Here is a 13,703-nt window from a genome sequence, read left to right on the forward strand (position 1 = left end):
CTACTTCTCCTGCTTCTCGTCGACGCCAGCTGCGGCGCCGCCCATGTTGTCCTTCTCGCCGTCCTTGATGGTGTCGGCGAGTCCTTGCAGTGCCGCCCAACGGATGTCGAGGGCATCGTGGTGGTGGTCCGGGTCGTCGTCCAGCCGGACTCCGCACTGGGTGCAGAGGCCGGCACAGTCCTCCCGGCACACCGGCTGCATCGGCAGTGCGAGCACCACCGCGTCACGCAGCACCGGCTCAAGGTCGAACAGGCCGTCCTTGAGGAAGACGACGTCCTCGCCCTCGGCGTCGTCGCCGGCGTCCGCGGCACGGCCGCGGCTCCGGTCGTCGGCGTCGGGGTACGTGAACATCTCCTGGAACTCCGCGACGACATCGAGGCGCAGCGGCTCCAGACACCTTACGCACTCCCCCTCGGCCGACGCACGGGCGGTGCCCGTGACGAGCACCCCTTCCATGACCGACTCCAGGCGGAGCTCCAACTCGACAGCGTCGCCCTCGGGGATGCCGACGACCTCCTCGATGCCGAGGTCCTTGGGCGCGGGCACGGAGCGGGTGAGCCGCTGGAGCGCACCAGGACGCCGACCCAGCTCGTGCGTGTCGAACACGAGGGGGTTGCGGTGGTCGAGGCGGGCGTTCAGGGCGCTTCCTGCTTTCGAGTCGTGCCGACGCTTCGGGGCGAGGCGTCAGGGAGGGGGACTGCCGCCCTCGGCGAGAGGGTGCTGGGCAGCCGGGATCGCGAGGGTACGCGCGACCGAAGAACCAGGGTACTGGACGGGGCGCCGTCGGCCCAATCCGGCCCCGACGACCGGTGCCTCAGTGGCCCTGTTCGTACCGTCGCAGTTGCGCCATGTCGATCATGCCGGTGTCGAAGAAGCTGGTCTCGTCCAGGGCGGCGGGGTGCTGCTGCGGGGGCGTGCGGTCCGGATCGGGGTAGGCGTAGGGGCCCTGCGCGGCGTAGGGCTGCGGCTCCTGCCGGGGGTACGACGGCGCCGGCTCGGGCTGCCGCTGCGGGTCCCCGTAGGCGGCGTACGGGTCCTGCCCCCCGTACGGGTACGGATACGGGTCCTGTCCCGCGTAGGCCGCGGGCTGCGGGGCGGGGGCGGGGGCGTGCAGCGGGTACGGAGGGGCGGCGGGCGCCTGCGGCTCCGGCTCCGCCTGTGCGGGGGGCGGCGGATCGGCCAGCTCGGCGAGGCCGGCCAGGTAGTCGGCGTCGCTGGTGGCGGTGGTCGCGTGCCGGGGTGCGCCGGCCGCGTCCCGGGCCGCGAGGTGTTCCCCGAGGCCGTCGCCGACCGGGCGCCCCTGGAGCTTGAGCCGGCCGCGCCCCACCGCCTCCAGGGTCTTGCCGAGCACCGCTTCGAAGGCGCCGAGCTTGGCCTCCACGTATGCGTCGGCCCGGTCGATCAGGATCTGCGGGTCCGCGGAGTGCTCGGGGGCGTCGGCCTCCGGCAGCCCCCGCTCGTCCAGGCCGGGCCCGCGGCCCAGCAGCTTCTCCCGGCCGCGGTCCACCGAGCCGATGGTCTTGGTGAGGACGACCTCGAAGTTGGCGAGTTTGGAGTCCACGTACTCGTCGGCCTCGGCGCGGATCTCCTCGGCCTCGCGGCGGGCCCCGGCGACGATGCGTTCGGCTTCGTCCTGGGAGTGCCGGGCGACCTGGGAGTCGGCGATCAGCGAGCCCCGCTCGGCGTGCGCGCCGTCGATGATGCGCCGGGCCTCCTCACGCGCGCCGGCGAGCTGCCGGTCGCGGTCGCCCAGGACCTCCTGCGCCCGGGCGAGGGAGTCGGGCAGCGCCCGGCGCACCTCTGCCAGCAGGGCGAGCAGCTCGGCGCGGTTGACCACGCACGAGGCCGACATGGGCAGGGACCGGGCGCTGCCGACCGCCTCGACGATCTCGTCGAGCTTCTTGTGCACGTCCACCGTGGTTCGCCACTTCCTGCGCTGTTACGAGACGGACGGCACGACTGTACGGCCAGCGGGGCGGGCCGCGGGGCGTTTCACTTCTCGGCGAGACGCCTGATCAGGGCCGCGTGGACGGCCGGCGGCAGCAGGTGGGAGACGTCACCGCCCCAGGCGGCGACCTCCTTGACCAGGCTGGAGGAGAGGAAGCTGTAGGTGGGGTTGGTCGGGACGAAGAGGGTCTCGACGCCCGAGAGGCCGTTGTTCATCTGGGCCATCTGCAACTCGTAGTCGAAGTCGCTGACGGCGCGCAGGCCCTTGACGATCGCGGGGATGTCCCGCTGTTTGCAGAAGTCGACCAGCAGTCCGTGGTGGGACTCCACCACGACGTTCTCGTACTCTCCGGTGACCTCGCGGATCAGGTCCATCCGCTCGTCGACCGTGAACAGTCCCTGCTTGGACTTGTTGATCATCACCGCGACGTAGACGACGTCGTACAGCTTGGAGGCGCGGGCGATGATGTCGAGGTGTCCGTTGGTGATGGGGTCGAACGACCCCGGACAGACTGCGCGGCGCACTGGAAGTCCCTCGCTCTCCGGTCCGGTCATGGGGCGTCTTCACATGGGGCGGCCTCGTCGCTGACGGAGGCGGCGCGACCGTACCAAAACGTTCCCTCGCCGTAGCGACGGGACCTCAGGGGTGCGAAACCCCGTGGCCAGCCGAAGGTGCCGCCTCTGGTACTGCGTTCCACGGTGGCGAGCGCGTCGTCAGCAAGCCACCCCTGAGTGCGGAGTGTGAGGAGGATCTCCCGAAGATCATCGTCCGTGACGGCGTACGGCGGGTCGAGGAAGACCACGTCGTAGGGGGCGTCGGGCGCCGGGCCCGTCACGATTTGTTCCGCTCTGCCCGTGCGCACTTCGGCGCCGGGGAGCCCGAGCGCCCGGACGTTCTCCCGGACGACGCGCGCGGCCCGGGCGTCGGCCTCCACGAGCAGGGCGTGAGCGGCGCCCCGGGACAGCGCCTCCAGGCCCACCGCGCCGGAGCCGGCGTACAGATCGGCGACCCTGATGCCGGACAGCGTCCCGAGCAGCGACTGCCAGGTGGAGAAGAGGCCCTCGCGCGCGCGGTCGGAGGTGGGGCGGGTGCCGGTGCCGGGCGGGACGGCGAGGCGGCGTCCGCCGGCCGCACCGGCGATCACGCGGGTCATCTCAGTCCTCGGGGTCGATCAGCCGGGCGCGGTCCGTCGCTCGGCGCGGACCCGGGGGCGGGTCCGTGCGATCAGTCTCTCAGCCCTTGTCGAGGTACTGCTCCCGTTCCTGGTCGAGCAGGGCGTCCAGCGCGGTGCGCAGCTCGGGCAGCCGCTCCAGCTCCGGATCGTCGCGGACCACGGCGACGGCCTCTTCCCGGGCGGCCTCGATGATCTCCTCGTCGTCGATGACGGTGAGCACCCGCAGGGAGGAGCGGACGCCGGACTGGGCCTGGCCGAGGACGTCGCCCTCGCGGCGCTGCTCCAGGTCGATCCGGGAGAGTTCGAAGCCGTCGAGGGTGGCGGCGACGGCGGCGAGCCGGGCCCTGGCCGGGCTCGCCTCGGGCATCTCGCTGACCAGCAGGCACAGCCCGGGGGCGGAGCCGCGGCCCACCCGGCCGCGGAGCTGGTGGAGCTGCGAGACGCCGAACCGGTCCGCGTCCATGATCACCATCGCGGTGGCGTTGGGGACGTTCACCCCGACCTCGATGACGGTGGTGGCGACGAGCACGTCCACCTCGCCGGCGGAGAAGCGGCGCATCACGTCGTCCTTGTCGTCCGGCGCCATCCGGCCGTGCAGCACCTCGACCCGCAGCCCGGCCAGCGGGCCCCGGGAGAGCTGGTCGGCGACGTCGAGCACGGCGAGCGGGGGCCGCTTCTCCGCGTCATCGCCCTCGGGCCCTTCGGCCTTCTTCTTCTGCGCGGTCGCGTCCTCGTCGTCGCCGATGCGGGGGCAGACCACGTACGCCTGGTGCCCCTTGTCGACCTCCTCGCGGATCCGCTCCCAGGCGCGCTGGAGGAAGTGCGGCTTGTCCCGGGCCGGCACGACGTGGCTGGCGATCGGGGAGCGCCCGGCCGGCAGCTGGTCCAGTACGGAGGTCTCCAGGTCGCCGAAGACGGTCATCGCGACCGTACGGGGAATGGGGGTGGCGGTCATGACCAGGAGGTGGGGCGGCTGCTTGCCCTTGGAGCGCAGGGCGTCGCGCTGCTCGACGCCGAAGCGGTGCTGCTCGTCGACGACGACCAGGCCGAGGTCGTGGAACTTGACCTTGTCCTCGATCAGGGCGTGGGTGCCGATCACGATCCCGGCTTCGCCGGTCACCAGGTCCAGCAGGGCGGTGCGGCGGGCCGCGGCGCCCATCGAGCCGGTGAGCAGCACGACCTTGGTGCCCTGCTCGGAGCCGCCCAGCATGCCGCCCTCGGCGAGTTCGCCCATCATCTCGACGACGGAGCGGTGGTGCTGCTGGGCCAGCACCTCGGTGGGCGCCAGCATGGCGGCCTGACCGCCGGCGTCCACGACCGCGAGCATGGCCCGCAGCGCGACCAGGGTCTTTCCGGAGCCGACCTCGCCCTGGAGGAGGCGGTGCATGGGGTGCTCGGTCGCCAGGTCGTCGAAGATCTCGCCGGTGACCTTGCGCTGGCCGTCGGTGAGGGTGAACGGCAGCTTCGCGTCGAAGGCGTCCAGCAGCCCGCCCGCGCTGGGCCGACGGGCGACGGCGGGCAACTGGGCGTCCGCGTGCCGGCGCCGGGCGAGGGCGACCTGGAGCACGAACGCCTCGTCCCACTTCAGCCGGGCCCGGGCGTCCTCGACGTCGGCCTTGGTGTGCGGCCGGTGGATCTTGAGCAGCGCCTCGGGCAACGAGGGGAAGCCGCGGCCCTCGCGCAGCGCGTCGGGCAGCGGGTCCACCGCGTCGCGCGCGCGCGGCAGCACCGCGTCCACCGCCTTGGCGATCTTCCAGGACTCCATGCCCTTGCAGGCGGGGTAGATCGGGATCAGGGCGCCGGCCCAGGACTCGATCGCGGAGGCGTCGGAGGCTTCGGAGCCGTCCGGACCGTCGGCGACCGTGCCCAGCTTGGCGTACGAGGGGTGGGCGAGCTGGAGCCGGTGGTTGAACACCGAGACCTTGCCGGCGAACATCGCGCGGCTGCCCGGCAACAGCTCCTTGTGGGGCTTGTGCACCCCGCGGCCGAAGAACACCAGCTGGAGCCGGCCGCTGCCGTCCGTGATCGTGACCTCCAGCCGTTGGCCGCGCCCTCCGTTGAAGGTGTGCACCCGGGCGTCGGCGACCTGGGCGACGACGGTCACCTCCTCGTCGAGCGGGAGGTCGGAGAGATGGGTGAGCTGGCCCCGCTCCTCGTACCGCCGTGGGTAGTGGTGCAGCAGGTCACCGACCGTGTGCAGGCCCAGCTGCTCGCCGAGCACTTTGGCGGTCGCCGGGCCGAGGGTCTTCTTGAGGGGTTCGCTCAGGACGGACACGCGGTCCATTGCACACCACGGGACTGACAAAAGCACTCACGGCGGCCCGGGGCGAGCGGGTGCCGGCGGGCGGCCTCCGCTCCGCGCCGCCGGCGGGCGGCGTTCACTCCACGCCGATCAGCAGCGGGCTGGTGGCGGGCCCGCCCTCGTACACGACCGTGTCGACCGCGAGGTGGCGCTCGCGCACGTGGCGCTGGAGGCGGGCGACGAGCTGCGGGCCGTCGGGGAGGTCGGCCGCGAGGACCAGGGTCACCAGCTCGCCGCCGGCGGAGAGCATCCGGTCGAGCACGGCGGTCGCGGTGTTCGTCACGTCGGCGCCGATGACGGCCACGTCGCCGTCGATCAGGCCGAGGACGTCACCGGCCTGGCAGACGCCGGCGGTGGTCCAGGAGCGGTGTTCGGCGACGGCGAGTTCGCCGTAGCGGGTGGCGCCGGCGGCGGCGGTCATCGCGACGACGTCCTCGTCGAAGCGGCGGCCGGGTTCGTGGACGGCGAGGGCCGCGATGCCCTGGACGGCGGCCCTGGTGGGGACGAGGGCGACGCGTACGCCTTCGCCCCGGGCCTGCTCGGCGGCGGCCGCGGCGGTGTGCCGCAGCTCGGCCGAGTTCGGCAGCAGGACGACCTCGCGGGCGTGCGCCCGACGGATGGCCTCCACCAGTTCGCCGCTGGCCGGCGGCTCGCCCGGGCGGGCGAGCACGGCCGTCGCGCCCGCGTCGGCGCACAGCCGGGCGAGCCCGGCGCCGGGCACCACGGCGACGACGGCCCGCGGCGCCCGCTCCGGCGCCGGCGCCGCGCTGTCGGGGCCGGTGCCGTCCCGCCCCTGCGCGCGGTCGGCCAGGGCGGTCGCCTCGCTGTGGGCGGTGGCGCCGTCGTGGGTCGTGAGGTGGGTGATGCGGATGCGGTGCGGCCGGCCCGCTTCGACGCCGGCCTCCACCGCGGCGCCCGCGTCGTCGACGTGCACGTGGACGTTCCACAGGCCGTCGCCGCCGACGACGACGAGGCAGTCCCCGAGGGCGTCCAGCCTGCTGCGCAGCCGGGCCACCGCCGCGTCCTCGGCCTCCAGGAGATAGATCACCTCGAAGGCCGGGCCGTCGGTGGCGCACGCGTCCACGGGCAGCGCGGGGACGTGGCTCAGCGGTGCGCGGAAGCGGGCGGGCGGAGGCGGTGCCTGGCCGGTGACGGCCTCCAGCAGCGCCCCGAGGACCGCCAGGAGTCCCTGGCCGCCGGCGTCCACGACGCCGGCCCGCCCGAGCACCGCGAGCTGGGCCGGGGTCGCCTCCAGCGCCGCCCGTGCGCCTTCGTACGCGGCCCGGGCCGCGCTGCGGGTGTCGACCGGCGCCGTCGCCGCGGCGTCCGCCGCCGCGGACGCGACCGTGAGGATGGTGCCCTCCACGGGGTGCGCCACCGCCTCGCGGGCCAGCTCGGCGGCGCGGCGCAGCGCGTTCGCCAGGTGGTCGCCGGCGCCCAGCCGGTCCGCCATCCCCCGCAGCAGTTGCGCGAGGATCGTGCCGGAGTTCCCGCGGGCGCCCAGCAGCGCCCCGTGGGCCATCGACCGGATGACCGTGGGCAGGTCAGGCGCGGGGTCGGCGGGGGCCAGGGCCGCCTCGTGGGCGGCGAAGACCGCTTCCACGGCCGTCGCCGCCGACTCCACCGTCAGATACAGGTTGGTGCCCGTGTCCCCGTCCGCGACGGGATAGACGTTGATGGCGTCGATCTCCTCGCGCTCCTGGCCGAGCGCTTCCAGTGCCTTGGCGCACCAGGCCCGTACCGCCGTGGCGTCGAGGTCGTGCGGCGGCTGGTTCTGCGGCACCTGGACGGCCTCCTGCATCGGGCTCCATCGAGTTCCATCGGGCTGTGCCCTGTCGGGCTCGTTCGGGCGGGTCTGACCGGCGCTCGCACCGCAGGGTAGACCCCGGGGCGGGCGCGGCTGCGGGCAGGGCGGAGGCGGGAGGCGTCATGGTAGTTTCGTTTAACGGACGCAGCCGTTGTATGCTGCTCCGGTTGCCTGATGAAAATCAGGCCGTTCCCCCGGCAAAGCCACCGATCAGCTACTGATTTCCGGCACGCCGGAAATTCACTGTACGTGCATCTGAAGTCTTTGGAGTGACCCGTGGCTGCCAACTGCGACGTCTGCGGCAAGGGGCCGGGCTTCGGCAACAACATTTCGCACTCGCACCGCCGTACGTCCCGTCGCTGGAACCCGAACATCCAGCGCGTGCGTGCCGTGGTCGGTCGGACGCCGAAGCGGCTCAACGTCTGCACCTCGTGCATCAAGGCCGGCAAGGTCTCGCGCTAACGCCGACGCAGGTCGCTAGCGCAGCCCCTGCGGTTGCCTTTGACAGCCGGTCCACCTTCGGGTGGGCCGGCTGTCTTCTTGTGCATCGCGTACGGGCCCGGGCACACCGCCCCGGGCCCTTGCTCACGGCTGCGTCGACAGCTTCCAGGCGTGCCGGACCGGGCCGATCCCGCCGCCCAGCGGGAAGCCCGCCGCGATCGCGCCGGTCACGTACTCCTTCGCCGTCGCCACCGCGGCCGGCACGGCCCGCCCCTTCGCCAGTTCCGCCGCGATCGCCGACGCCAGGGTGCAGCCGGTGCCGTGGGTGTGGCGGTTGTCGTGGCGCGGGGCGCGGAACCAGTGCTCGTCGGTGCCGTCCGTGAGCAGGTCCAGCGCGTCGCCCGCGAGGTGCCCGCCCTTGATCAGCGCCCAGCGCGGACCGAGGTCGAGGACCGCGTCGCCGGCTCGCCGCATCCCGTCCTCCTCGTGCGCCTCGACACCGGTGAGCTGCCGCACCTCGTCCAGGTTGGGGGTGGCCACGGTCGCCACCGGGAGCAGTCGGTGGCGTACGGAGTCGAGGGCGGCGGTCGCGAGCAGCGGGTCCCCGTGCTTGGAGACCCCGACCGGGTCGACGACGACGGGCGCCTCGGTCGCGGCGAGCAGTTCCGCGACGGTCTCCACCAGCTCCGCCGACGCCAGCATCCCGGTCTTCACGGCCTGGACGCCGATGTCGTCCACGACGCTGCGGTACTGGGCGCGCACCGCTTCGGCGGGCAGTTCCCAGTAGCCCTGCACGCCGAGCGAGTTCTGTGCGGTGACGGCCGCTATGACGCTCATGCCGTGGGTGCCGAGCGCGAGCATCGTCTTGAGGTCGGCCTGGATGCCGGCGCCGCCGCCGGAGTCCGAGCCGGCGACGGTCAGGACGCGGGGCGGCGCCTGAGCCGCGGGGACCGTCACGTCGTGCGTCATGGTCATTCCGTACCTCCGAAGTGGTCCCAGCCGCTCGTGGTGTGCCAGGGCGCGCCGTCCACGGTGACCTGCGGTGCGGCGGACGGGTGCAGGACCTCTCCGATCACCTTCCAGCGGGCGGGCAGCTTCGCATCGGGCGGGAAGGTCGCCACGATCGCGTGGTCCTCCCCGCCGGTGAGCACCCACTGCACCGGGTCGACGCCGACGGCCTGCCCGATGTCGTTCATCTGCGTGGGGACGTCGATCGCGCCGGAGCGCAGGTCGATGCGGACCTTGCTGGCCTCCGCGATGTGCCCGAGGTCGGCGATGAGCCCGTCGCTGACGTCGCACATGGCGGTCGCGCCGAGCCCGGCCGCGGCGGGGCCCGCGTGGTACGGCGGCTCGGGCCTGCGGTGCGCCTCGACGAAGGCGCGCGGCGAGCGGAAGCCACGGGAGAGCACCGCGTGGCCCGCGGCGGACCAGCCGAGCCAGCCGGTGTACGCGACCACGTCGCCGGGGCGCGCCCCGGAGCGGGTGACGGGCTCGTGTCCCCGGAGGTCGCCGAGTGCGGTGACGGCGAGGGTGATCAGATCGCCGCGCACCACGTCCCCGCCGACCACGGCGGCGCCCGCGACCTGGCACTCGTCCCGGATGCCGTCCATCAACTCGGTCGCCCAGGTGACGGGGAGGTCCGCGGGGACCACGAGGCCGAGGAGGAGGGAGGTGGGCACGGCGCCCATGGCGGCGATATCGGCCAGGTTCTGGGCGGCGGCCTTGCGCCCCACGTCGTACGCCGTCGACCAGTCGCGCCGGAAGTGCCGTCCCTCCAGCAGGACGTCCGTGCTCGCCACGACCCTGCGGTCGGGCGCGGCGACGACCGCGGCGTCGTCCCCGGGCCCGATCCTCACCGCCGGGGTGGCGGTGAGCCGCGAGGTGAGCTCTCTGATCAGCCCGAACTCCCCCAACTCCCCCACAGTGCCCTTCACCCGAGTCTCACCTCTCCGTCGTCCCCGCCGGACCACCCGGCCGGGCTGTCGTGCTGTGGTGCCGTCCGAACGCGCGCTCGCGGGCCGCCGTGACGGTGGGTACCGTCATGGAGATGCGTCAACGTCCGCTCGACGCACGCCACACTACGGACGCCACCCCGCGCGCAGGTCTCCCCGCGACCGGTGGTGACGCGATACCGTGGCGTCCCTTTCTCCCCCCTGGGGCTCCCCCACCGCAGGCACCGAGGGCGCCGGTGGCGAGCGACCCCGGGGCCGCCCTGGAGGTTCCGTGGTACAGGCGTACATCCTGATTCAGACCGAGGTGGGCAAGGCGTCCGCGGTCGCCGAGACCATCGGGAAGATCCCGGGGGTGATCCAGGCCGAGGACGTGACCGGACCGTACGACGTGATCGTGCGCGCGCAGTCCGACACGGTGGACGAACTCGGCCGGCTGGTGGTCGCCAAGGTCCAGCAAGTGGACGGCATCACGCGAACCCTGACCTGCCCGGTCGTGCACCTGTAGCCCCCGTCTACGCTTGGCCGGTGACTTCCGTTCGCCGGCCCCGGTCCGTCCCACCGCTCACCAGCGCCGCCGCCGTGGCGGCGGTGCTGCTCGCGCTCGCCGGGTGCACCCGGGCGGACGCGTCGATCGCCGCTCCCCGACCGCCCGCCGAGGAGGCTGCCCTGTGCACGGCGTTGGACGGGGCGCTGCCGAAGTCGGTCGGCGGTGAGGACCGCTCCGACCCCGAGCCGGCTTCGGAGTTCACCGCGGCCTGGGGCGACGCGGCGATCGTACTGCGCTGCGGCGTCCCGCGGCCCGCCGCGATGGACGACCCCGCGTCGGACGCCGTCGAGGCGAACGGCGTGGGCTGGATGGTGGAGCGGCTGGAGGACGGCTCGCGCTTCACCACGACGTACCGCGAGACCTACGTCGAGGTGACGATGGGCGGGAAGTTCGCCCAGGACGCGACGCCGCTGGCCCAGCTGGCCGACGCCGTCGAGGAGACCGTGCCGGCCACGCTGAAGCTGCCCTGACGCGCCGGGCGTTCAGCGCAGTCCGGTGCTGCGGCGCAGCGCCGCCTGGACCAGCCGGTCGACCAGCTCCGAGTAGGAGACCCCGGTCTCCTGCCACATCCGCGGGTACATGGAGATCGGCGTGAAGCCGGGCATGGTGTTGATCTCGTTGATCACGAACCGGCCCTCCTCGGTGAGGAAGAAGTCGGCGCGCACCAACCCCTCGCAGGACGTCGCCTCGAAGGCGTCCACCGCGAGCCGGCGCACCTCGGCGGTCTGCTCGGCGGTGAGCGGCGCGGGCACGATCCCCGGCGCCGCGTCGATGTACTTGGCCTCGAAGTCGTAGAAGTCGTGCGACTGGACGCCGGGGATCTCGGCCGGGACGCTGGCGTGCGGGCCGTCCTCGAACTCCAGCACCCCGCACTCGATCTCCCGGCCCCGCACCATCGCCTCGACGATGATCTTGGGGTCGTGGCGGCGGGCCTCCTCGACCGCCTCGTCCAGGCCGGCCAGGGAGTCGACCTTGGTGATGCCGAAGGAGGAGCCGGCGCGGGCGGGCTTCACGAACAGCGGCCAGCCGTGGTCACCGGCGAAGGAGACGATCTTCTTGCGGGCGGCGGCGGGGTCCTGCTCCCACTCGCGCGGGCGGATCACCTCGTACGGACCGACGGGCAGCCCGTACGAGACGAAGATCCGCTTCATGTACTCCTTGTCCATGGCGACCGCGGAGGCGAGCACCCCGGAGCCGACGTACGGCACCCCGGCCAGCTCCAGCAGCCCCTGGATGGTGCCGTCCTCGCCGTACGGGCCGTGCAGCACCGGGAAGACGACGTCGACCTCGCCCAGCGCCTTGGGCACGGTGCCCGGTTCGCTGTAGGTGACCTCGCGGTTGCCGGGCTCGACGGAGAGCACCACCGCGCCCGTGGTGGACTCGGCGAGCTGGTCCACGCTCGGGGTGCTGCGGTCGCTGATCGCCATCCGGTCGGGGTCGTCGGAGGTCAGCGCCCAGCGGCCCTCGGCGGTGATGCCGATCGGGACGACGTCGTACTTCGTCCGGTCGATGGCCCGCAGCACGGCACCGGCGGTGACGACGGAGATCCCGTGTTCGGAGCTGCGCCCGCCGAAGACGACGGCCACGCGCGGCTTGCGCGACGGCTGCTGGTCGGGGCTCTGGGGGAGGTTCTCGGTGCTCATATCGCCCTGAGACTACCGTGCGAACCGTCATCCGCACGGGGCGGCACAAGGCCGCTTCAGCGGCGTTCCGCCTTGGCGCTGCGTGACATCAGGTCCTTGAGCGCGACCAGCGGCGGCTTGCCGTCGTGGACGATGTCGACGACGGTCTCGGTGATGGGCATGTCGACGCCGTGCCGACGCGCCAGATCGAGCACCGACTCACAGGACTTGACGCCCTCGGCGGTCTGCTTGGTGACCGCGATGGTCTCCTGGAGGGTCATGCCCTTGCCGAGGTTCATCCCGAAGGTGTGGTTGCGCGACAGCGGCGAGGAGCAGGTCGCCACCAGGTCGCCGAGGCCGGCGAGCCCGGAGAAGGTCAGCGGGTCGGCGCCCATGGCGAGGCCGAGCCGGGTGGTCTCGGCCAGGCCCCTGGTGATCAGGGAGCCCTTGGCGTTGTCGCCCAGGCCCATGCCGTCCGCGATGCCGACGGCGAGCCCGATGACGTTCTTCACCGCACCGCCGAGTTCGCAGCCGATGACGTCGGTGTTGGTGTACGGGCGGAAGTACTGGGTGTGGCAGGCGGCCTGGAGCCGCTGCGCCACCTGCTCGTCGCGGCAGGCGACGACCGCGGCGGCGGGCCTGCGCTGGGCGATCTCCCGGGCCAGGTTGGGGCCGGTGACCACGGCGACCCGGTCGGCCGGCACCTGAGCGACCTCCTCGACGACCTCGCTCATCCGCTTCGCGGTGCCGAGTTCGACGCCCTTCATCAGGGAGACGAGCACGGTGTCCGCGGGCAGCAGGGGCGCCCAGGAGGCGAGGTTGCCGCGCAGGGTCTGGGACGGGACGGCGAGCACGGTGAAGTCGGCGCCGTCCAGCGCCTCGGCGGGGTCGGTGGTGGCCCGCAGCCCGGCCGGCAGCTCGATGCCGGGGAGGTAGTCGGGGTTGGTACGGGTGGTGTTGACGGCCTCCGCCAGTTCGGCACGGCGGCCCCACAGGGTGACCCGGCACCCCGCGTCCGCGAGGACCATGCCGTAGGCCGTCCCCCAGGAGCCGGTTCCGAAGACGGCGGCCCTGACCGGTCCGGCGCGGTGTGCGGAGTGTGTCACTTGGGTCCTTCCCCTGCGGCCTTGCGCCGCTGTTCTGCACGGGCCTTGCGGTGGTCCCACGGTTCGCCCGGCGCCTTCTCGCCGCGGATCTCCTCCAGCAGCGCGGTGATGTCGGCCATGATCGCCTCGGTGGCCTCGCGCAGCACCTCGGGCGTGGGCTCCAGATCGTAGAACCTGTCGAGGTCGACGGGCGGTCCGGCCCGCACGATCAGGGTCTTGCGGGGGAAGAGCCGCAGTCGGCCCTCCCGCGCGTACGGCGGCATCGCGAGGTTCGCGCCCCACTGGGCGACCGGGACGACGGGGACCCGCGTCTGGAGCGCGATGCGCGCGGCGCCGGTCTTGCCCGCCATGGGCCAGGTCTCCGGGTCGCGGGTGATGGTGCCCTCGGGGTAGAAGGCGACGCATTCGCCGCGTTCGATGGCCAAGACGGCGGCGCGGTAGGCGTCCAGGGCGTTGGTGGTCTCGCGGTACACCGGGATCTGCTGGGTGCCGCGGAGCATCATGCCGACGAAGGGGGTTTTGAAGAGTCCGGCCTTCGCGAGGAATCGCGGCACGCGTCCGGTGTTGTACTGGAAGTGCGCGTACGCGAGGGGATCGAGGTGGGAGATGTGATTGACCGCGGTGATGAATCCGCCGTCGGCCGGCATGTGTTCCATTCCGCGCCAGTCCCGTTTGAACAGAACCAACAGCGGCGGTTTGGCGATGACCGCCGCCAGGCGGTACCAGAAGCCGATTTTTCGGCGGGACACGCGGACACCCTTCCTGTGCAGACGCTTGCGCTTGCGCGATGTGGACAGACTCGCC

The 13,703-nt window shown here is 73.0% G+C and carries 14 protein-coding genes; 3 read left to right on the forward strand and 11 right to left on the reverse strand.

Features of this window, described 5'->3' with window-relative positions; translation table 11 throughout:
* From AB0E05_RS08810 to AB0E05_RS08835, 6 genes are all read right to left on the reverse strand, one after another.
* Window positions 1-606, reverse strand: coding sequence for a YceD family protein (locus AB0E05_RS08810; RefSeq protein ID WP_361960812.1), 606 nt, complete (start codon window positions 604-606; stop codon window positions 1-3).
* Between the two features lie 208 nt (window positions 607-814).
* Window positions 815-1,915 carry a cell division initiation protein gene (locus AB0E05_RS08815; RefSeq protein ID WP_361960814.1) on the reverse strand — a complete coding sequence of 367 codons (1,101 nt, stop codon included), beginning with the start codon at window positions 1,913-1,915 and terminating at the stop codon, window positions 815-817.
* A 77-nt stretch (window positions 1,916-1,992) separates the two neighbouring features.
* Window positions 1,993-2,472, reverse strand: a complete 480-nt coding sequence (gene coaD / locus AB0E05_RS08820; RefSeq protein ID WP_361960816.1) for a pantetheine-phosphate adenylyltransferase — start codon at window positions 2,470-2,472, stop codon at window positions 1,993-1,995.
* A 26-nt stretch (window positions 2,473-2,498) separates the two neighbouring features.
* The gene (rsmD, locus tag AB0E05_RS08825) at window positions 2,499-3,101 is read right to left on the reverse strand and encodes a 16S rRNA (guanine(966)-N(2))-methyltransferase RsmD (RefSeq protein WP_361960818.1); all 603 of its coding nucleotides are present in this window, start codon (window positions 3,099-3,101) and stop codon (window positions 2,499-2,501) included.
* A 79-nt stretch (window positions 3,102-3,180) separates the two neighbouring features.
* Window positions 3,181-5,406: an ATP-dependent DNA helicase RecG gene (recG, locus tag AB0E05_RS08830; RefSeq protein WP_361960820.1), complete on the reverse strand. Its 2,226-nt coding sequence runs from the start codon at window positions 5,404-5,406 to the stop codon at window positions 3,181-3,183.
* Between the two features lie 94 nt (window positions 5,407-5,500).
* Window positions 5,501-7,225, reverse strand: coding sequence for a DAK2 domain-containing protein (locus AB0E05_RS08835; RefSeq protein WP_361960822.1), 1,725 nt, complete (start codon window positions 7,223-7,225; stop codon window positions 5,501-5,503).
* A gap of 282 nt (window positions 7,226-7,507) precedes the next feature.
* Between AB0E05_RS08835 and rpmB the strand changes: the two genes are divergently transcribed.
* Window positions 7,508-7,693: a 50S ribosomal protein L28 gene (rpmB, locus tag AB0E05_RS08840; RefSeq protein WP_003957616.1), complete on the forward strand. Its 186-nt coding sequence runs from the start codon at window positions 7,508-7,510 to the stop codon at window positions 7,691-7,693.
* A 123-nt stretch (window positions 7,694-7,816) separates the two neighbouring features.
* On the opposite strand, the gene thiD is transcribed toward rpmB, so the two are convergent.
* Both thiD and AB0E05_RS08850 read right to left on the reverse strand, forming a co-directional pair.
* Complete coding sequence (thiD, locus tag AB0E05_RS08845; RefSeq protein WP_361960824.1) at window positions 7,817-8,641, reverse strand: bifunctional hydroxymethylpyrimidine kinase/phosphomethylpyrimidine kinase; 825 nt, start codon at window positions 8,639-8,641, stop codon at window positions 7,817-7,819.
* 2 nt (window positions 8,642-8,643) lie between these two features.
* On the reverse strand, window positions 8,644-9,606 hold the full coding sequence (locus AB0E05_RS08850; protein WP_361960826.1) for a thiamine-phosphate kinase: 963 nt from the start codon (window positions 9,604-9,606) through the stop codon (window positions 8,644-8,646).
* A gap of 289 nt (window positions 9,607-9,895) precedes the next feature.
* Here AB0E05_RS08850 and AB0E05_RS08855 point away from each other — a divergent pair, with 289 nt between their 5' ends.
* A complete protein-coding gene (locus tag AB0E05_RS08855) occupies window positions 9,896-10,129 on the forward strand; it encodes an Lrp/AsnC ligand binding domain-containing protein (protein ID WP_361538692.1) in 234 nt (77 codons plus the stop codon).
* Window positions 10,130-10,149: 20 nt separating this feature from the next.
* Complete coding sequence (locus AB0E05_RS08860) at window positions 10,150-10,641, forward strand: DUF3515 domain-containing protein (RefSeq protein WP_361960829.1); 492 nt, start codon at window positions 10,150-10,152, stop codon at window positions 10,639-10,641.
* 12 nt (window positions 10,642-10,653) lie between these two features.
* On the opposite strand, the gene AB0E05_RS08865 is transcribed toward AB0E05_RS08860, so the two are convergent.
* The 3 genes from AB0E05_RS08865 to AB0E05_RS08875 are packed head-to-tail and all read right to left on the reverse strand — an operon-like array spanning window position 10,654 to window position 13,648.
* Window positions 10,654-11,814, reverse strand: a complete 1,161-nt coding sequence (locus AB0E05_RS08865; RefSeq protein ID WP_361960831.1) for a D-alanine--D-alanine ligase family protein — start codon at window positions 11,812-11,814, stop codon at window positions 10,654-10,656.
* Window positions 11,815-11,870: 56 nt separating this feature from the next.
* Window positions 11,871-12,899: an NAD(P)H-dependent glycerol-3-phosphate dehydrogenase gene (locus AB0E05_RS08870; protein ID WP_361960833.1), complete on the reverse strand. Its 1,029-nt coding sequence runs from the start codon at window positions 12,897-12,899 to the stop codon at window positions 11,871-11,873.
* The gene (locus AB0E05_RS08875; protein ID WP_361960835.1) at window positions 12,896-13,648 is read right to left on the reverse strand and encodes a lysophospholipid acyltransferase family protein; all 753 of its coding nucleotides are present in this window, start codon (window positions 13,646-13,648) and stop codon (window positions 12,896-12,898) included. The genes AB0E05_RS08870 and AB0E05_RS08875 overlap by 4 nt, the downstream gene beginning before the upstream one ends.
* Window positions 13,649-13,703 lie beyond the last annotated feature (55 nt).

The organism is Streptomyces sp. NPDC048057 (assembly GCF_040653095.1).
Lineage (GTDB): Bacteria > Actinomycetota > Actinomycetes > Streptomycetales > Streptomycetaceae > Streptomyces.